14 protein-coding genes are annotated in these 19,202 nt (G+C 54.1%); 9 read left to right on the plus strand and 5 right to left on the minus strand.

The features are described from left to right. The first annotated feature begins 85 nt into the window (after positions 1-85). The 7 genes from pulA (at position 86) to KNP78_RS08665 (ending at position 10,043) form a co-directional block, all read left to right on the plus strand. Entirely contained in the window at positions 86-3,007 is a 2,922-nt protein-coding gene (pulA, locus tag KNP78_RS08635) for a type I pullulanase (RefSeq protein ID WP_251128505.1), read from the plus strand. Positions 3,008-3,203: 196 nt separating this feature from the next. Next, a complete protein-coding gene (locus KNP78_RS08640; protein WP_214823670.1) occupies positions 3,204-6,077 on the plus strand; it encodes an EAL domain-containing protein in 2,874 nt (957 codons plus the stop codon). Positions 6,078-6,181: 104 nt separating this feature from the next. After that, positions 6,182-7,255 carry a nitric oxide synthase oxygenase gene (locus tag KNP78_RS08645; RefSeq protein ID WP_214823672.1) on the plus strand — a complete coding sequence of 358 codons (1,074 nt, stop codon included), beginning with the start codon at positions 6,182-6,184 and terminating at the stop codon, positions 7,253-7,255. 18 nt (positions 7,256-7,273) lie between these two features. Next, positions 7,274-7,690, plus strand: a complete 417-nt coding sequence (locus KNP78_RS08650; RefSeq protein WP_233004560.1) for an RDD family protein — start codon at positions 7,274-7,276, stop codon at positions 7,688-7,690. Positions 7,691-7,823: 133 nt separating this feature from the next. Further along, entirely contained in the window at positions 7,824-8,675 is an 852-nt protein-coding gene (locus KNP78_RS08655; RefSeq protein WP_214823692.1) for a DegV family protein, read from the plus strand. Positions 8,676-8,695: 20 nt separating this feature from the next. Next, the gene (locus tag KNP78_RS08660) at positions 8,696-9,019 is read left to right on the plus strand and encodes a thioredoxin family protein (protein ID WP_214710921.1); all 324 of its coding nucleotides are present in this window, start codon (positions 8,696-8,698) and stop codon (positions 9,017-9,019) included. Between the two features lie 106 nt (positions 9,020-9,125). Continuing rightward, positions 9,126-10,043, plus strand: coding sequence for a DUF5996 family protein (locus tag KNP78_RS08665; RefSeq protein WP_214823700.1), 918 nt, complete (start codon positions 9,126-9,128; stop codon positions 10,041-10,043). Positions 10,044-10,051: 8 nt separating this feature from the next. Here the strand turns inward: KNP78_RS08665 and KNP78_RS08670 are convergent, their stop codons facing one another. The 4 genes from KNP78_RS08670 to KNP78_RS08685 form a co-directional block, all read right to left on the minus strand. Then, positions 10,052-11,326 (minus strand): RNA-binding domain-containing protein, encoded by a 1,275-nt coding sequence (locus tag KNP78_RS08670; RefSeq protein WP_214823702.1) that lies wholly within the window; start codon positions 11,324-11,326, stop codon positions 10,052-10,054. A 106-nt stretch (positions 11,327-11,432) separates the two neighbouring features. Beyond that, positions 11,433-12,161 (minus strand): DUF4261 domain-containing protein, encoded by a 729-nt coding sequence (locus KNP78_RS08675; protein ID WP_034778786.1) that lies wholly within the window; start codon positions 12,159-12,161, stop codon positions 11,433-11,435. An 86-nt stretch (positions 12,162-12,247) separates the two neighbouring features. Beyond that, complete coding sequence (locus KNP78_RS08680) at positions 12,248-14,569, minus strand: ABC transporter permease (protein WP_214823704.1); 2,322 nt, start codon at positions 14,567-14,569, stop codon at positions 12,248-12,250. A gap of 5 nt (positions 14,570-14,574) precedes the next feature. Next, complete coding sequence (locus KNP78_RS08685) at positions 14,575-15,273, minus strand: ABC transporter ATP-binding protein (protein ID WP_214823706.1); 699 nt, start codon at positions 15,271-15,273, stop codon at positions 14,575-14,577. Between the two features lie 168 nt (positions 15,274-15,441). On the opposite strand from KNP78_RS08685, the gene KNP78_RS08690 reads away from it, so the two are divergent. Together KNP78_RS08690 and KNP78_RS08695 are read left to right on the plus strand one after the other, a co-directional pair. After that, on the plus strand, positions 15,442-16,272 hold the full coding sequence (locus tag KNP78_RS08690; protein WP_214706973.1) for a DegV family protein: 831 nt from the start codon (positions 15,442-15,444) through the stop codon (positions 16,270-16,272). A gap of 121 nt (positions 16,273-16,393) precedes the next feature. Further along, a complete protein-coding gene (locus KNP78_RS08695) occupies positions 16,394-18,076 on the plus strand; it encodes a GGDEF domain-containing protein (RefSeq protein WP_034778778.1) in 1,683 nt (560 codons plus the stop codon). A gap of 390 nt (positions 18,077-18,466) precedes the next feature. Here KNP78_RS08695 and KNP78_RS08700 read toward each other — a convergent pair whose 3' ends face one another. Then, on the minus strand, positions 18,467-19,108 hold the full coding sequence (locus KNP78_RS08700; protein ID WP_233004553.1) for a homing endonuclease associated repeat-containing protein: 642 nt from the start codon (positions 19,106-19,108) through the stop codon (positions 18,467-18,469). Positions 19,109-19,202 lie beyond the last annotated feature (94 nt).

The following is a 19,202-nucleotide window of genomic DNA, read 5'->3' on the forward strand; positions in this document are numbered from 1 at the left end:
AGAAAAACATTGTATTCCGAAAAGGAAACGTTTACAATTTTTGTGTAAGCGTTTTCCTAAATTGATGCTACAAGGAGGGACCCACATGGTCAACAAGCGATGGAAACAGGTATGGGCAGTTGTGCTAACGTTTGCACTAGTATTCTCAATGTTTCCGATGTCATCGTCCGCTCTCGATAAAGGCAAATCGACGCTCGTCGTCGTTCACTATCAGGAGGCCCCGGACAATCAAACGGATTGGAACTTATGGCTTTGGGCGAATAACCCAGATTATTTCCCGAATAAAGCCTTCGCCTTCAACGGCGAGGACGACTTCGGAAAGGTGGCGGCCTACGAATTCCCGGTCGATTCACCAGAAAAGCTCGGTCTCATCGTCCGTACGGACAACTGGGAGAAGGATAAAGGGTCTGAGAACGACCGCTTCATCACGAGCGATATGATCAAAGACGGCGTTGCCGAAGTGTGGATCAAGTCAGGCGACTCGAAGATCTATACGTCGAACCCGGACGGGGAGACGGCAGCAACGGACGTGGATATGAAAGTTCATTACTTCCGTTACGACAATACATATACCGACTGGGGTCTTTGGACATGGCCAGACGGTGGTGACGGGCAAAGCATCAACTTCGATGAGACGGACGCATACGGTGGCGTGGCGAACGTGAAGTTCGCGAACCCGGACGCGAAGAAACTCATCGGGCTCGTCACGAAAAAAGGGGAATGGGCCGAAAAAGATGGGGAAGATCGGTTCGCGCTCAGCACAGCGAAAGAGATTTGGCTCGTCGAAGGCGATTCGACAATCTACTACTCAGAACCAGAGATCGATCGCTCACCGAAAATCGTCTCATTCGAAGCGGACACGTTCCGTCAAGCGGAGCTCACGCTCAACCGCGTCATCGATGAGACGTTCTTGAGCGAATTGACGGTCGAAGGTGCGACGGTCGAGTCGGTTGAGAAATCAGGCGACAAATCGGTCACGGTCCGCTTCAGTGCCGATATCGACTTGGCGGCGGTCATCACGGCGAAACATCCGACGTTCGGAGATAAAGTGCTCCAAGCGGGCGACGTCCTCCGTTCACCGGAGTTCGATGCGAAGTACGCCTATGACGGCAAGCTCGGCGTGACGTACAAGCACTCAAAATCACAGTTCGTCCTGTGGGCCCCGACGGCTCAAGACGTCAAGCTCGAACTATGGAACATGCCGAAAACGCGTCCTGCTTCAGACAAAGACTTGAAGAAGACGATTTCGATGAAGCGTGGCGAGCGTGGCACATGGGTCGCTGAAGTACGCGGCGACTTGGATGGCATTGGCTACACGTACAACGTCAAGCACGCGTCAGGCAGCGTCCGCGCGGTCGACCCGTACGCGACGGCGGTCGGTGTGAACGGGGACCAAGGGGTCGTCGTCGACTTGAACGAGACGAAGCCGAAACGTTGGAACTCGATGAAACCGAAATTGGCGAAACGGACAGACGCCATCATCTATGAGACGCACGTCCGCGACTTGTCGATCTTTGACGTCACGTCAGACAAGTATGACTCAGGCATCACGAACAAAGGCAAATATCTCGGCGTCGTCGAGCCGGGGACACGTCTCCTCGTCAACGGCAAGAAGACAGCGACGAAGACAGGCCTCGACCATATGAAAGACCTCGGCGTCACGCACGTCCAGTTCATTCCGGTATACGACTACAACACGGCCTCGGTCGATGAGACGAAACCGGATGCATCGTACAACTGGGGGTATGACCCGAAAAACTATAACGCACCGGAAGGCTCATACTCGACGAACCCGTATGACGCCAAAGTCCGGATTCGCGAGATGAAACAAATGATCCAAGGCCTCCATGACAACAACTTACGCGCCGTCATGGACGTCGTCTATAACCACATGTTCGATGCGCAGGCGTCGAACTTGCACAAGATCGTCCCAGGATACTACTATCGTTACACTGAAGGCGGCGACTTCGCGAACGGAACGGGCGTCGGCAACGACACCGCGTCGGAACGCAAGATGATGCAGAAGCTCATCGTCGACTCGGTCGTCTATTGGGCAAAAGAATACCATTGGGACGGGTTCCGTTTCGACCTCATGGGCATCCATGACGTCAAGACGATGAACCAAGTCCGTTCGGCGTTGAACAAAGTGGATCCTTCCATCCTCGTCTTCGGCGAAGGGTGGGACCTCAGCACGCCACTCGACCCGGCGAAGAAAGCGAACCAGAAGAACGCATACAAGATGCCAGGCGTCGCACACTTCAACGACAACATCCGCGACGGCTTGAAAGGCAGTGTCTTCGTCGACACGGACAACGGCTTCATCAATGGTAAAGCCGGCCTTGAGAACCGCATCAAGACGGGAATCGTCGGCGAAATCGACTACAGCGCCGACATCAAAGGCTTCACGAAAGAACCGACGCAAGCGATCACATACGTCGAAGCGCACGACAACCACACGCTCTGGGACAAGCTCGAACTCACGAACCCAGAAACGTCGGAAGCGGACCGCACGAAGATGCACCGTCTCGCGTCGAACATTCTCTTGACGAGCCAAGGAACGACGTTCATCCATGCCGGTCAAGAGTTCATGCGCACGAAAGAAGGCGACCACAACTCGTACAAATCACCGGATCGCATCAACCAAATGGACTGGAAACGGGCCGCTGACCGTAAGGCGGACGTCCAGTACATGAAAGGCTTGATCGAGATGCGTAAAGACAACCCAGGTCTTCGCATGACGAAAGCGGTTGACGTGAAGAAAAACTTGAAATTCTACAAAGCCGAAGCGAACGTCATCAGCTACTCGATCGATGACAAAGCACCTGGCCAGAAGAAAGACTTGTTCATCACGCACAACGCCAACGCCAAGACGGTCAAAGTGAAATTGCCGAGCGGGCAATGGAACCTCATCGTCGATGGGAAACAAGCGGGCACGAAGACGATTAAACGCGTCTCGGGCTCGGTCGATGTACCGGCTTACGGCTCGGTCGTCGTGAAACAACGCTAAAACGGGAGACCACGGCTCAATCGAGTGCGTGGTCTTTTTTAGTGCTTAAAATAATGACATTAATTTGAAAATATGTACAAAAGAGAGATTGTTCCCCTTATTTTCAAAAACAGAAGCGTATCCGTCTGGCCTCATCTTATATAATCAAGGTAATACGATATTCATGTGACGAACGTCACACCGGGGAGTGGTGGAAATGGGCTTCTTCCGACAATGGAAGCATGCATTGGAATCAAACGTTGAACAATTGGAACGTGGGGAACGGATCAATATCGACCCGTTGCTACTCGATCAGTATCCGGACGCCGTCTACGTCCTAGACTGTGACTTGAGACTCGTCGACTCAAATGAAAAACTGTCGCTTCTGTTCAACGGGGAAGAAGAGCGGTTCGTCCATCCGGCCTCATGGCTGCCGAAGGCCGAAAGTGAACGGGTCCAAGCATTCCATCAGCGATCGCTCCAAGGTGAGACGGTGCATTACGAACTGCAAGCGCGGAACGCGGACGGACGCTCGATTCATCTGTCGATCACGAACACCCCCCTCTATACGGGACGGGTCATCACGGGTCTTTACGGGGTCGTCAAAGATTTGACGACGCAGACGGAGTTGCGGGAACGTTACAATCGGATGAAAGTGAGTCGCTCACTGTTCGAGCGAATCCCTGGGCTCATTTTGATTGAGCTCGACCTCGAGACCGGGACGTTCTATCATTCCCCGCAGACTGGGAACCTGCTCGGTTTGACGAAGCGACAGCTCGCCGACATGAAGCGACAGCTCGCCGACATGAAGCGGGAGGACTTCCGAAACCTGATTCATGAGGACGACCGGGGCGCGTTCGCGGCGGCGATCGAGACGTTGCTTCACGATCACTCGCAATTCGAATATGAGACACAACTGCGCGCCTTCAACCCGAAGATGAAACAGTATTTGGAGTTGATTGTGAAGGTCGGTGTCTCGAAAGACCGAAAAGCCGTCACCTGGGCGATGTTCGACGTGACGAACTTGGTCACAGCCGAAGAAGAACTGACGAAGGAACGATCGAAAGTGAGGCAGTTGTGTGAAATCGTCGACTCGGTCATTTTTGAGCGCTATTTCGAATCGAAGCAATTCAAGTTTTTGACGCCGGGCTTCTCGCTCATCTTTGGTTATACGGAAGATCAATTCAATGCCCATCCGGACTATTGGCAAAAAGTCGTCGTCCCGGACGACGTCCCGAAAATCAAGCAGGCGCGGGAAGTGACGCTGAGCGGCAAACCGTCGACGTTCTCGTACCGTATTTTCGCCAAAGGGAACGTCAAATGGATTGAAGAGAATCGGGAACCCATTTTTTCTGAAGGCGGCCATGTCGTCGGATTCCGGACGCTCGTCAAAGACATCACGCAGTTGAAAGAGCAGCAAGAAGAGATTTGGCGTCTCGCCTCGCTCGACCCGATCACGAACATGCCGAATCGCGAATCAATCACCGAATCGGTGTATCATTTGACCCGGAAGCGCAATCCGTTCACGTTGTTCTCGCTGTCGTTCAACCGGATCGCGGAGATCAACCATACGTTCGGTTACGAACTTGGCGACGAGTGGCGTGTCGCGACGGTGAACCAATTGATTCGTCTCTTGCCGAAAGACGCGCTCCTTGGACATCTCGATGCAGATAACGTGCTCATCTTGTTGCCACGGCGCTTGGAAGACCCCGAAGTGCTCGCACTCGGCAAGAAGCTCGGTTCACTCTCGACCCACCGCTTCCGTGTCGACGTGTACGACTTGTTCGCCCGTATCTCGATCGGGGTGAGCCGATATCCGGAGGACGGCACACAGGCGAGCGAATTGATTAAGCACGCTTGTATCGCCATGAACCGGGCCGATAAGAAGATCGGGGCCCAACTGGAACTGTACTCGTCACAAATGGACATCGAATCGTTGAAGCGGTATGAACTGCTGCGGGATATGCGCGATGCCCTTCAAAACAAAGAGTTCTACCTGATGTATCAGCCGAAAGTGAACGCATGGACGGGGCAAATCGTCGGGGCCGAGGCGCTCATGCGGTGGACGCATCCGACGTGGGGCTCGATCTCGCCGGCCGAGTTCATCCCGCTCGCCGAGGAGAGCAGCCTGCACCTCGAACTGACGAACTGGTTGATTGAAGAAGTGTGCCGGTATTTGATGACGCTTCCGAAGAAAGTGCCGATCTCGATCAACGTATCGGCCAAATACTTGTACCAAGAACATTTCGAACATGTGCTCGAAGACATGCTCTCCCGTTATCACATCCCGGCAAGCTATCTCGAGGTCGAGATCTCGGAGACGTCGCTATTAGAAGACGCCCAACAGATCACACAAGCGTTCGAACGATTGAACGACCTCGGCATCCCGATCGCCTTCGACGATTTCGGGAAAGGATACTCGTCGCTTGCCTATTTGCAGGCGTATAGCGCTCAGACGATTAAAATCGACCGAGTGTTCGCCCATAACGTCAACCAAAGCCGAAAGGCCCAAGGCATCATTCGGAGCCTGCTCCTCATCGCCGAGGAGTTTGGGATGAACGTCGTCGTCGAAGGCGTCGAGATGATGGACGACTTGCTCCGCCTCCGCGAGTTCGGCTGCCACGTCATCCAAGGATTCATTTTCAGCCGTCCGCTCAAAGAGCCGGAGTTCGAACAGGCGCTCGAGGCGGGCACGCTGACCCCGATCGAGGAATATGTCGAGACGATTCCGTCCTCGAGTCGCTTGATTCACGCCGGTATCACGATCACACGCCTGCGCGACCAAGACGTCGCGGTCGGCACATCACCAATCGTCATCATGCGGCGCGGCTTCAAGACGATCGCCTTTTACGCGTCAATCCGCCTGCCGGTCGACAGTGACCTGAGCCTCGTCATCTTGTTAGATGACGGGATGGCACCGCTACCGATTCAAGTGACGCGGCTGACCGAGCTCGCCAACGGGCTTTACCAATATGAGGCGTCGTATGAACAGACGGTCGAACTCGAGAAGCGATTGACCGCTTTAGAGAGCGAAAAACCGCGAGGATTCACGATTCAAAAAGCGAAAGACTTGATCGATCAGACAGACTGAAGGCGAGCCGACACCGGCTCGCTTTTTCTGTACGCTAAAACTAGAAACCCGTAGCGATTTTCTCTAAGATGAGAGGGACAGACTACATAGAGGAGATCGACAACATGGACATGCAGGCAATCCGACACTTTTTCTCACAACTAGAAGGCGATTATACAGATCGGCTCGAGGCGATCGCCGTCGAGCTGGAGCAGACCGGGACGTACACGCTCACGACAGACGAGTTGATGGAAGGTGCGAAACTCGCCTGGCGCAACTCGAACCGATGCATCGGCCGGCTGTTTTGGCAGACGCTCACTGTCCGGGACGCCCGGGGCGTGACGACGTTCGACGAGGTGTTTGAGGCGCTCGTCGGCCATCTGCGCTACGCGACGAACGACGGGAAAATCCGTTCGACGATGACCGTGCTCCCGAACGAGTTCCGTTTGCTGAACGCGCAACTCATCCGCTATGCGGCATATGAGACGGAAGATGGGATCGTTGGTGACCCGCTCTCGCTGTCCATCACGAGGCAAGCCGAACGGCTCGGCTGGGTCGGGGCCGGGACCGCGTTTGACGTCCTGCCGCTTCTCATCACCGACGGACGTGAGGTCCAGCTCTATGAACTGCCGGACGATGCGGTGCTCGAAGTCGAGATTCGACACGAGGCGTACGACTTATTCGACGGACGAACGGTCAAATGGCACGCCGTCCCGGCCATCGCCGATATGGAGCTCGAAATCGGCGGCTTGCGCTTCACGTCGGTCCCGTTCAACGGCTGGTATATGGAAACCGAGATTGGGGCGCGCAACTTGGCCGATACGGACCGCTATGATTTATTGCCCCTCGTCGGCACGTCGCTCGGGCTCGATACATCGAAAGAGCGGACGCTTTGGCGCGACCGGGCCCTCGTCGAGTTGAACGTCGCCGTCCTACAGTCGTTCGAGCGGGCCGGGGTGACGATCGTCGATCACCATACGGCGGCGAAGCAGTTCAAACGGTTCGAGAAGAACGAACAGGACGCAGGTCGTGAGGTGACCGGGCAATGGGGATGGCTCATCCCGCCCATGTCACCGGCCGCGACGCACGTGTTCCATCGCCACTACAATGACGAAATTGTGACGCCGAACTTGTTCGCCCGCTCGGGTTGTCCGTTTTCTGCGTTTCAAGCGAAGTCAAAAGAGGAATCAAAAGGCTAGACCCGAAACGAGAGGATGATGAACGTGGCAGTCCCAATTTGGAAACGCGCCGTTGCCAGTCAAATCGATCAATTCATTTTTCAAACGCCGGCGAAACTCGTCGAGAAGATGATTCGGAAGAAGCTGTTTCCCGGAAAAGATGTGAAACGGTATTACTTGCCGACGCTCGTGACGATCGCCGGAGAAGTGTATTTCTTGCTCAACAAAAATGGGCAGACAATCGGCGACCAAGTCGTCGGCATCAAAGTCGTGAGCCAAGACGGACGCCCGCTCTCGCTCGAGCAAGTCGTGAAGCGGACGCTTTATAAAGACGTTGTCTATCCGGCGACGCTTGGGCTGCCGCTCTTGAAGGCGCTCCAACAGATCAAGGCAGGAAAAGAGACGGAGTTGCCGCATGACGAGTTTGCCCATACGAAGTTGATTTCGACACGATGAGTCGAAGCCGAAGACAGTGCGACGATGAGTCTCGCTGTCTTTTTTCGGCCAAATCAGTCAAAAAGGAACGAATCCGAAAAATGAGGTATAATGAATTAGGAAAAAATTGAACGACCAATGGAGGATTTTTGTTATGACCAAAATCGCATGGATTACCGACAGCATGGCCAATTTCTCGAAGGAAGAGGCGGCCCGGCTCGGTGTCGATATCGTTCCGATTCAATTGATCGTCGACGGTAGCGGCTATAGCGAAGTCGATTTGTCACTCGAAGACTTGCACCGCTATATGATCGACCAAAAGAAAGAGGCGAAGACATCACAGCCGATTTTTGGCGACTTCATCGCGCGCTATGAGCGCTTGAAAGAGGAAGGATACGACTGTGCCATCGCCGTCCACTGTTCGAACGGGTTGAGCTCGACGGTGAAAAACTCGAGCGCAGCGGCAGAAGCAGCCGGCTTCAAAGTATACACGGTCGACTCGCACGCGGCGCTTGAAGCGCAGCAAGAGCTCGTCCGACTCGGGCTCGCCGCCGAGGCCGAAGGCAAATCAGCCGAAGAAATCGTTGCCTTGCTCGGAGCGTGGCGCGACAAGAAGAACTTCTTCATGATTATCGGGAATATGGAAACGATGCGCCGCGGCGGTCGCGTCTCGTCCGGTGAGATGTTCCTTGCTAACATCTTGAACATCAAACCGATCATCACGCTCGATGAGACCGGAAAAGTCATCCCGTTCAAAAAAGCACGGTCGCTCAAAAAAGCGTACACCGAGATGGTAACCGAGCTTGAACGCCGCCACGCCGCGAACGGGATTCACCACAACCGTGTCTTCGTCCAGACGGCACTCGCGCCGGAAATGCAAGACAATCTCGTCGCGCTCATCCAGGCGAAATTGCCAGACATTGAAGTCGTCAAGACGCGCTTCTGCCCATCGATCGCGGTCCACGCCGGCTTTGAGACGGTCGGGGTGCTTTGGCTCGACGCGTAATCAAAAAAGGAGGGAGTTCGATGGAAGCTGTCACCACACTTTCGGCGTTACACGACCGGATCGCGAATACAGACCAATTGCTCGTCTACGTCTCGCATCCGACCTGTAGCGTCTGCCACTCGCTCAAACCGCAAGTCGAGGAGATGTTGACGGAGTTCCCCGATATCGAGGCGGTCGCCATCGATTCGGATCAGGTGCCGGAGATTGCCGGAGCCTACTCGATTTTCACCGTCCCGGTCGTCCTGTTTTTCCTCGACGGCAGAGAGACGCTCCGCCGGGCCCGGTTCGTCCCCATCGGCGAGCTGACCCATCAACTCGAGCGTCTCCAAGAGATGCGCGGTTGAATCCACAGACACTCGTCTGTGGATTTTTTTGGTTGTTTGCGTCGAGGACAGGGAATCAGGAGAGTAGCTGCGTCACTTGTTCGAATGAAGAAATGAGGAAACGCTGATGGAAATCATACGCCACTCCGAATGGGCGGACACGAAGCTCACGCTCCATCTCGTGTCGCAAATTCTAGGCAAAATCAAACTCGGTCTCGCCCCGCAAGAGCCGCAATGGGCCCACGTCACGTTACCGCTCACCGTGAATGGATTTTCGACGGGACCGCTCTGGAGCGGGGAGACGTTGTTCGAGATCGACGTCGACGTCGCGGCCTCGGTCATCACGGTGCAGGTCGAAACCGCTACGACCGTGATTCCGCTGACGGACGGGAAGCCGATCAAGTCCTATTATGAGGCGATGGTCGACGCACTCCATGCATCCGGCATCACCGTCACCATTAACCCGAAATCGCAAGAGATGCACGACATCAGGTGGCTCGACCGAGACGAGACGCCGCTCGTCTATGACGCCTTAGCTGCCCAGGAAGGCGTACGCTTGTTTCAGTATGCGGCGCGGGAACAAGCAGCGTTTCTCGCCCCGCTCCGATGCCGGAAAGTGAAGCCGGCCTTGTTTTGGGGCACGTTCGACGTGTCATCGCTCATCGTCTACGGAAAATTCGAGCCGTTCCCCGAGGACAAGGTGATCGAGAAGGCGGCGTTCGACGAGCACATGATCGAGTTCGGCTTTTGGCTCGGGGATGAGTCCGTCGACGTGCCGACGTTCTTCATCTTGCCGTATCCGTTTCAATACACCGACCTCGGCTCGGAGCGGCTTCAACCTGAGGACGCCTACTACGACGCCGAGATGAGCGAATGTTTTTTGTCGATTGAGAACGTGAGTCGGGCAGATGACATCCAAGCCTTCTTCCGGACGTCGTTCGACCTGTTGAGTGATCAACTCGGGTGGGAAGGGCGCGCACATTATTTCTTGCCGCTCGATATGCGGGCGCAACCAAAACAAGAGCCCACAGACGAAAGTCTGTGAGCTCTTGTTTAGTTTAACGTACGGTAGCGCGTCGTTCGCCCGTTTCCGACACGGGTCACTTTTCGTTCGGCTATCAACTGTTCGATCAGTTTTCGGACAGTCCCTTTGCTTTTATTCAAATAGGCTTCGAGTTCTCTTGTCGTAAATTCGGACTGTTGACTAAGCCATTGTTCGAGTTCGTTTTCGTCAGAGTCTGGTGTCGTTAGCTGTTGTTTAGGCAACGTCACGACAAAGGCGTTCGGACTCGTAGTCCAGAATGGTCGTTCGAGACTTTCTTTGTAGCTTTCTTTGATTCGTTGTAACCCGGTACCATAACTTTCAATCCATTTCAGACGATACAATACATTGGCTAGTTTTGGATTACGGCTCTGAGAAATACCTAAATTGATATCCTCGATCGTTAAGCCCTTCACGAGTCCGCCCACCGAGACGATTTCGATTCGGTTTTGGAATAAATGAATCAAGATGCTACCGCTAAAACTATAATCGCGATGTGTAACGGCATTTACAAGAGCTTCTCGCAAAGCAGGACTAGGATAACTTTCGGTCTCGAGCCGTTTTAGACCGACGAAGCGTGCTGACGTGGCATTGTTCAGACTAAGGTATTCATAGACGGATTCGACTTGTGCGAGAATGGAGCCACTAAATTCTTTACGATCTTGAAATTCAAGCTTGTCGTTCCCTAAATAGCGGGCGCATTTGATTGAGTGTTCGCATTGGTCAGAAAGAAGGAGCCCTAAATTTGTGTAATAGCCATCATCTGTCATCAGGCCAAGTGTACGTTGTTGCTCGACACCAAATTTGATGTTCGTTTGAGCAAAAAAGTGAGAAGCTTCCTCGAAAGTCAGTTCCTGTTTCAAACTACGCATCGTTTCAAAGTTCGTCCCATCTGATTCGATAATCATTTGGCGGATGTTTTCTTCAGAGGCATTTGTGACAGACGTACCGTACCGAATGAAAACACCCGACGATTTCATGCCTTTTCTCTTCAAATGATAAGGGCGTCTCGTTCCGCGGGCCACAGCTATCTTTATGACCTCTTTTTTGTCGAGCTCAACCACTTCTAAATATAAATGGACTAGAATATCTGGTTGAATGTTGTCATGTAGCTTGTTTGATACTGCTTCGAGTTGTTGATGTGCGTTAGGGACACCGAGGACGGTACCATCATCTTCTATACCGATATAAAGAACACCACCTTGCGTGTTGGCGAACGCAATCACTTCGTGAACGACAGCGTCTGTAAGTTCTCGCTTGAACTCAACCGTAGGCGACTCTTTCATATGATTCACCTCTAATCTATTATTTGTATAGATTAATTATAATCGATTATAATCGATTAATCAAAAAAAGATCGATTTGGACGGGAGTCCGAATCGATCACCATGTTCAACCTTCAGTTGTCTGCGGCACGAGGTAAATCAAGCCGAACGGGTTATGGAGCAAGTTGTCGATGGACGTCCGCTCGTCTTCACCCATCTCGACCGTGAACGTTTTGCCGTCCTCGAACGTGAAGCTGTCCCCGTCTCCGAACATCGATCCACCCGAGATGAGGTGGAAGTTGAACGAATGGACGACGTGAATCGCGTCTTCAATTTCGAGCGTGGCCGGTACGGCGACGTCGGCGTGACCGAACGCTTTCATGCCCCACGAGACGTAGGCGTCTTCTTCTTCCGTGATGGCTGTGAGAAGCGAGTAGTCGAGAGCGAGGTCTTCTTCTTTCGACTCTTGCCATTCGTCTTTCGAGTAGGCGACACCAGCCGTCTCGACCATGACGCCGAGTCCGCCGGCGTTCAAGATTGCATTGGCCGCACGGCGGGCCGCCGCGATGTCCGTCACGTCATTGACGTCGACGATCAAATAGACGATATGCGTGTGGCGGGTAAGCCCTTTCGCGATTTTCGGCGTGAAACCGCCCGAGCTGGCATGAATCATCGCTTCGGCGAGAGCCGGGTCGCGCTCGACGACTTCGACCGTGAACGCTTTTCCGGTCTCATCTTCTAACAGCAGTAGGCCAGCCATCGTGTAGCCTTCGCTATGTAGACTGATTTGTTCGCTGACTGCCTCGGCCGATGACCAGTTTCCTGGAATGGCGAGCAACACTTGTGTACGGTTCATAAGAATCATCCTCTTCTTCAAATAGTCAGGCCCCTCACAGGGAGAGGCCTGGTCTCTTCTCTTATTATGCCCTATTTGGCGAAAAATTATTCTTGATACGTCTTCAATACTTCTTGGAGCGGAATCTGATCGATCTTGCGACGGCTGATGAACGTGCTTGCGAAGAAGAGGAGCGTCACCGCACCGAGTGTATAAAGCAGATAAATCCACTCGAACTCGAGCGGCAAGACGAGTCCATAATCTTCCGCGAACACGACGATGATAACCCGCAAGATGACGAGGGCGATCGGGATGCTGAGCAGTGCCGAGATGAGCGCGTAGATGAAGTAGCTATTGAGAATCATCGAGCGGACCTCGCGCCGGTCGTAGCCCATCACTTTCAAGAGCGAGATGACGTAATAATTTTTCTCGACCGTGAGTGCGGTCAAGACGAACAGGATGCTGAAGGCGATCAAGGCCGATCCGCCGATCATGACGTTCATCATCAAGTTCATGTACTCATTGATCGATTGGGACTGCTCAATCAGACCGCTTCGTGAGATGACCGTCGGATAGTCCGTCTCGTCCGGCCGTTCGGTCGCGTAAATCCCGTTGAACAAATCACGTGTCGTCCCGCCCGATAATTGTTCGCTGAGCGTTGCCCGAGGCAGGTAGACGACATCGCCCGCATATTCGTCGGCGATACCCCCAATCGGGTACGACAACGTCTCGTTGTCGAGTTCGATGTCAAGCGTGTCCCCGGTCTCGAGGCCGAGCTTCAAGGCGAGCGAGGCGTTGACGATGATCTCATCCGCTTTCGGTACCAGTTCGTTCCCGTCTTCGTCTTCGAGAGGATAGAGTGTGTTCGTCGCATCGAGCCCTTTCAACGTGACAAGGTTGTCTTGAGCGAAGGCGAACGGGTAGGTGAGGAACGGCTCTTGTCCATCTTCGAGCATGGGTTGTGTCGTCGTGTACGCCTCATATTCATAGTCGGCCTCGTTCAACTCGCCGACCGTCATCCGGTCGACCGCCCCGTTCATCATGAGGGCGAAGACGATGAGGAGCGTCGAGAATAGGATACCGAAAAAGAAGATGATGAAGCTGCCCGTGCTTTTGACGGCGTATAAATATTTGAATTTCGTCTTGCCGCGGGCGTTCCGGAGCAGACGGCTGACGATGCGGCTCAGTCGATTGAGTGAGGCGTTGTCTCGAGGCGACAGCAAAGCGAGAGCGCTCTCGCCCATGATTTTATAGATGACGGCTCCCGCCACGAGCGCGAAGAACAGGAGCGGGGCGAAGACGGCCGTGAGAAACACGAGCAGACTTTGGGCGATGGTGATGGACGGCAATAGATAGAAATCGAGGTACAGATTTTTGAGCGGCTCGGCGAAGTAGAGCCCGAGGAAATAGCCGATGACGAGCATGAGCGTCGCGAACAGCAAGATGAAGACTAGGTACGGGACCGCGATTTGGCGGCGGTTGTAGCCAATCGCTTTCAAGAGTCCGATTTGTCCGCGCTCGGCCTCGAGCATGTTCGAAATCAGGATGGCGACGATGATGACGGCAATCGAGACGATGAACAGGCTCAAGCCGAGCGCCATCGCTTTACCAGATGAGATCTCGCTATAGATGGCGCCGCTGCGCATGATGTTTTCCGTTTCCATGACCGAGATGACGAACGGGAGCTCGACGTCGGTCACGACCGTCCCGTCAGTGACACCGGCAAGGCGGAACGATTCGGTTCCAATCACCTCGTCGTAGGCCGCGTCCGTCATCAAAAGGAGTGTCTGCGTGCCGGGATCCAAATTGAAGAAGTTCTCATCAAACAGCGGGAGCGTGTAGTCAGGGAACAAGACAAATCCGCTCACCGTGAAAGGGGTACCGAGGTCGAGCGAATCACCGATTTCAATCCCGTTCTTTTCGGCGTATTTCGCATTGATGGCGATCTCATCGTTTTGCTCAGGCCGCTTGCCAGCCTCGAGATAAGACACGTTGATCGTGTCCGCTTCTTTCAAGACGAGTCCGCGGTGTTCGCTCGAGCCGAACGGGTAGGTCAATAGCTTCGAGGCGCGGAGCTCAAGCGTCGCGCCGTCCATCTCGCCCTCGACGGCGTCGATGCGTGCCGCGATCAAGTCATCGAACGCCGCCTCGTCGACACGTCGCAAGTCCGAGAGCGTGTAGCGGCCGGAGGCGATGAAGTCCGCCAACTCAGGCAAGGCCGCCTCTTCTTCCGTGACCCGGTTCAGCATCTCGACGGCAAAATCCTCTTGATTCGATGAGGCGAGATACTCCTCGGTCGGCACTTCGATGCCGCTGATGCCATAAAACATCATCGTATACGTGAGCGAGCTCATGACGATGATGACGGCGATGGCAAGGAGCTGCATCCATTTGCCGGCGAGCGTCTTCCATACGTTTTTATACAGCATCTGTCTCACCCCCAGTGGATGTCGCGAGCGGCTTTTCGGACCGGATTGTGCGTATACTCCACGATCCGTCCCGAGTTCATTTTGATGACGTCATCGGCCATCTCACTGATGCCCGTGTTGTGCGTGATGACGACGACCGTCTTGTTGTACGTCTCGTTCAAGCGCTCGAGCAGTTCGAGCACCCGTTTTGAATTGTCCTCATCAAGCGAGCCCGTCGGTTCGTCGCAGAAGATGATGGACGGATTTTTGGCGAGACTCCGGGCGACCGAGACGCGTTGTTGCTCGCCGCCCGACAATTGGTACGGGTATTTGTCACGGGCAGCCGCTAACCCGACTTGATCCAACAACTCTTCGATTGGGAGCGGGTCGGTCGATAAATCGGCCCCGATTTGAACGTTCTCGTAGACGGTCAAGTTTTGGAGTAGATTATATTGTTGAAAGATGAAGCCGAGATGGTCGCGTCGAAACGCTGTCATCTGCTCGGACGATAAGTCCGTCAAGATGGTGTCACCGAACGTGATCGTCCCGGACGTCACCGTGTCGAGGCCGCTGATGACGTTCAACAGCGTACTCTTGCCGCTCCCGCTCGGGCCGAGGATGACGACGAAGGCCCCGTCATTGATCGTCAAATCGATGTCTTTCAACGCCGCGGTCTCGACATCCCCGGTCTTATAGATTTTATTGACGTGCTGAATGTGAATCATACCGATTCCTCCTTTGTCCGATGTTATCTTTTACCCGTTTCGAGCACATCGCGGACGGGAATATGTGAAACTTCATAGGATTTCAATTTTGAAAAAAAAGTGAAACCGCTTCACCTGTGATAAAATAATATTACCAGGTACTAATTCAGATTGAAGGAGAGCTAACACATGAAAATTGCTTATATTACGGACAGCACGGTCGTCCTTCCTGATTCGATTCAACACCACCCGGACATCCATATCGTTCCGCTCTATGTCGTCAAAGGCGACCAGCCGTATAAAGACGGGGTCGAGGTCGATGCCAAGACTGTGTACGAATGGATCGACGCAGGTGAACGCGTCTCGACAAGCCAACCGGCCATCGGCGACTTCGTCACCTTGTATGAGAGCATCAAAGATCAATATGATATGGGCATCGCCGTCCACTTGTCGTCGGACTTGAGCGGGACGTATTCGGCATCGGTTCAAGGCGCAGAGATCGCCGAGTTCAAACTGCTCGCCATCGACTCACGGGCCGGCATCTACACGATGGGGCTCATGCTCGAAGAGTTGATTGAACGCGTCGAGCGTGGAGATACGCTCGAGGACGTCGAAGCATATATGAAACAACGAACCGAGGACGTCCACATCGAATTGATTTTGCAAAACTTGACACAAATGCAAAAAGGCGGCCGTATCTCGAAGTCGAAAGCGCTCATCGGGAATATGTTGCAATTGAAGCCGGTGCTTCGCTTCGAAGACGGTCTTATCGTTCCGTATCAAACGGTTCGGACGTATAAGAAGGCGCAAGCCCAGTTGTTCGAAGCGCTCCGTCAAGTCATCGATTCGGGTGAATGCACGGACGTCTCGATTTTCCACGGGAACGTGCCAGAACTGGCCGAGTCGTGGAAACGTGAGCTCGGCGACAAAGCCAAAATTCGGGTCGACACACTCGCACCGCTCCTTGGGGCCCACACGGGGTCAGGCTCGATCGGTTTTTCGTTCTTAAAAGCAAAGTGATGACAGGATCGTGACGTGAGTCGCGATCTTTTTTCATTGTCACAACTTTCAAACAACGGCTGGAATCTTCCACCAAAACCCTTCATACTATGTAGGAATGATAAAGAAAAGGGGGGAGACGATGCGATTTCGGAAGTACCTCATCAGAAGCTGGTTCTCGTGGTCGCTCGTCTTCATGGGAATCCTCGCCTACATGTGGCTCGGCATCGGTACGTTTGATTGGTCGTTATTTTGGTTCATCTTCACGCTCGGCGCCCTGTTCGTCATGAACCCGCTCAAGCGGCGGCACCTTCACTTTACGTTCCATGAGATGTTCGTCTTCATGACGTTCTTCTTGTACGGCCTGTTGCCGGCCTTGTTAATGGGACAGCTCCTCTTACTCACGTTTCAGGCCCGGACGTTCACGAACAAAGTCGGACGTCGGCGTTTTTTGCATTTCTATCCGCTCAATACGTTGATCGAGGCGATGCTCCTCGTCTTGCCGGGGCTCGTCTATTTGCGGCTCGGCGGACAGATTGGACCGAACGTCCATCTGCTCGAACAAGGTACGGCGCTGATTGGCTTCTTTGCCGTCTTGTTCCTCGTCCTCGGCTTCAGTTTCCTGCTATCGCGGTTCTTGATTGGGGAACGGATCCCGCTCCCGATCATGTGGCGTTTGCTCCGTTTTGACTGGCTCGTCATCTCGCTCGAGCTGTTGTTCACGATGGTCGCCATCGAGGCGTTCCAACTGTTCGGATACACGGGGCTGATGGCGACGTTCCTCATCCTGTCGCTCCTCAAGATGGGATTATCGAAAGCGACGGAGACCGAAGAGACGCAGTCGAAGATCGATCAAGTCGAACGGTTGAAAGAGCAACTGTACCGCGTCGACAACGAGCAACTGCTCATCGAGAAGTTTTGGAACGGGCTCCGGGAAGTCGTCGAGCTCGAGCGCGGCTGGCTCCAAGTCAATCGGGACGGGCACCGGACGTTTTATGATATCAGCGGCCGTACGTCCACCCCCGTCGCCGACGCCTACACACTCGAACGGCACCGCGACGCGGAAGAACCATACTTTGTGTATGATTCGCTTCATGAGTGGCATCCCGACCTGCAGGCACATCAAACCGAGCTCCATCATTCGGCACTCGTCATCCAACCGGTGTCGAGCACGACGAACGCGGTCAGCTGTATGATCTCGACGACGGCGAACGGGGCTTACGACGGGGCGATCGCCGTCGAGCTCCATCGCCTGTTGAAGACACTGTCCTGGTCGCTCGAACGGATCGACGAGCGGAACCGTCTCCAACATGAAAGTTTGACCGATCCGATGACGGGACTCCCGAACCAGCGGGCGCTCAAGCGGTGGACGAAAGAGCGGTTGAACGATGTCGCATCGTATCCGTTGTCGGTGTTCTTGGTCGACCTCGATCATTTTAAGGCGATCAACGACACGTACGGTCACGCGTTCGGCGATGAGGTGTTGATCGAGGCGGGGACGTTGTTCACGCGTCTCATCCGAAGCGGGGATCTCGTCACGCGTTACGGCGGCGAAGAGTTCGTTTTCGTCTTCCCACGCATGGATGAGGCTGCTGCCATCGTGACGGGGGAGAAGATTCGCCAAGCGCTCCGCAACCATCCGTTCGGCTCGGAAGGAATTCGCGTCCAGGTGACGGCGAGCATCGGCATCGAGACGATTCACGAGTATGAGGACCTCGACACGTTGCTGCGTCACGCAGACCGGGCCATGTACGTCGGTGCGAAATTCAACGGCCGTGACCGTGTCGCCCATTATCGCGACACGTCGACGGAACGGATTCAATGATGAAGGAGAACACCGGCTCATCGGTGTTCTCCTTTTTTGTCTGATCAACATGAACGATGCTTGGGCCGATGCCCTCCGTTCCTGGGGCGATGCGGATGCCTCCGCAGCGCGTGCCGCGCTTTACGGGGTCATCCTTGCATCGCTCTCCCCTAGGAGTTCGGGCACCGGCCTAGGCGCCGTTGAACGAATATTAAATCGAATTCGATTCGCTCGTCCCTCGGCGCCCCGACTCTTGCAGGACAGCAATCCGACGGAGACCCAGCAGCGTAAGCGATGCGGCTCCGGGATTGCCTGCAGAAAGCGTGGGCGCCGAAAGGACGAGCGACAACGGTACACCTACAAAATAAAGGAGGACACCGGATACCCGGCGTCCTCCTTATGAATGAAAGATTATAATTTCTGATTGAAGATTTCTGACTCGACCGCGTGAATCGCAGCCGACCACGAGCCGTAACGATGAAGGATGGCTTTCGTGGATGGTTTGTTGTTCCGTTTTGCCCATTCGCGATACGCCTCGAAGGAAAGAGAGAAGCCCATCTCGTGAATCGCTTCACGGAGTGCGTTCGAGAGCTCGGATTTGGAATAGGTCACACTCGCTTCAAGTCCGGCCTCGGCACAGGCGTCATGCCACGAGCCGAACGTCTTGACGATATGGTAATGGCTTGGTGCTTTCGGATGAAGCTTGCGCCATTCCTGATATTTTTTGAGCGTGATGATCGAGCCCATGTCGCGCGAGTAGAGGGCGAGCGTCTCGATGATATCTTCGCGCGTGTACTTCGGCATTTTATCTGGGAGGTCGACGGTCGCCTCTCCATGCCATTCGTAGCCGGCGATGGCTAGCGCCTCTGCCCATGACCCGAACTGTCGGATAATCGACTCGGGAGATGGCCAGCTTTGTTCCATCGCGAAGCGACGATACACAGAGCGACGGGGACGTTCCTTCAACAAGTCGCCGAGTAGACGGATACAGTGAATCATCCTCTGCTGTTCGGTGGACAAGTGGTGGGATTTAGTGGATAGCGTTTGACTCAATGATGGTTCCTCCTTCCATGGACTCATATCTGAACCGACAAAGATGACGAAGTTGCTTCTACAATCATACTATCGGCCAGTTTTTACAATTTAT

It is taken from the genome of Exiguobacterium sp. s28 (assembly GCF_018618135.1).
GTDB classification, from domain to species: Bacteria; Bacillota; Bacilli; order Exiguobacteriales; family Exiguobacteriaceae; genus Exiguobacterium; species Exiguobacterium mexicanum_A.

Bases quoted from the DNA above. Each gene is read 5' to 3' on its own strand.
- KNP78_RS08660 (WP_214710921.1), top strand. From the start codon at position 8,696: ATGGAAGCTGTCACCACACTTTCGGCGTTACACGACCGGATCGCGAAT.
- KNP78_RS08690 (WP_214706973.1), top strand. From the start codon at position 15,442: ATGAAAATTGCTTATATTACGGACAGCACGGTCGTCCTTCCTGATTCG.
- KNP78_RS08655 (WP_214823692.1), top strand. From the start codon at position 7,824: ATGACCAAAATCGCATGGATTACCGACAGCATGGCCAATTTCTCGAAG.
- KNP78_RS08680 (WP_214823704.1), bottom strand. From the start codon at position 14,569: ATGCTGTATAAAAACGTATGGAAGACGCTCGCCGGCAAATGGATGCAG.
- KNP78_RS08670 (WP_214823702.1), bottom strand. From the start codon at position 11,326: ATGAAAGAGTCGCCTACGGTTGAGTTCAAGCGAGAACTTACAGACGCT.
- KNP78_RS08675 (WP_034778786.1), bottom strand. From the start codon at position 12,161: ATGAACCGTACACAAGTGTTGCTCGCCATTCCAGGAAACTGGTCATCG.
- KNP78_RS08645 (WP_214823672.1), top strand. From the start codon at position 6,182: ATGGACATGCAGGCAATCCGACACTTTTTCTCACAACTAGAAGGCGAT.
- KNP78_RS08650 (WP_233004560.1), top strand. From the start codon at position 7,274: ATGAACGTGGCAGTCCCAATTTGGAAACGCGCCGTTGCCAGTCAAATC.
- KNP78_RS08685 (WP_214823706.1), bottom strand. From the start codon at position 15,273: ATGATTCACATTCAGCACGTCAATAAAATCTATAAGACCGGGGATGTC.
- KNP78_RS08640 (WP_214823670.1), top strand. From the start codon at position 3,204: ATGGGCTTCTTCCGACAATGGAAGCATGCATTGGAATCAAACGTTGAA.
- pulA (WP_251128505.1), top strand. From the start codon at position 86: ATGGTCAACAAGCGATGGAAACAGGTATGGGCAGTTGTGCTAACGTTT.
- KNP78_RS08695 (WP_034778778.1), top strand. From the start codon at position 16,394: ATGCGATTTCGGAAGTACCTCATCAGAAGCTGGTTCTCGTGGTCGCTC.
- KNP78_RS08665 (WP_214823700.1), top strand. From the start codon at position 9,126: ATGGAAATCATACGCCACTCCGAATGGGCGGACACGAAGCTCACGCTC.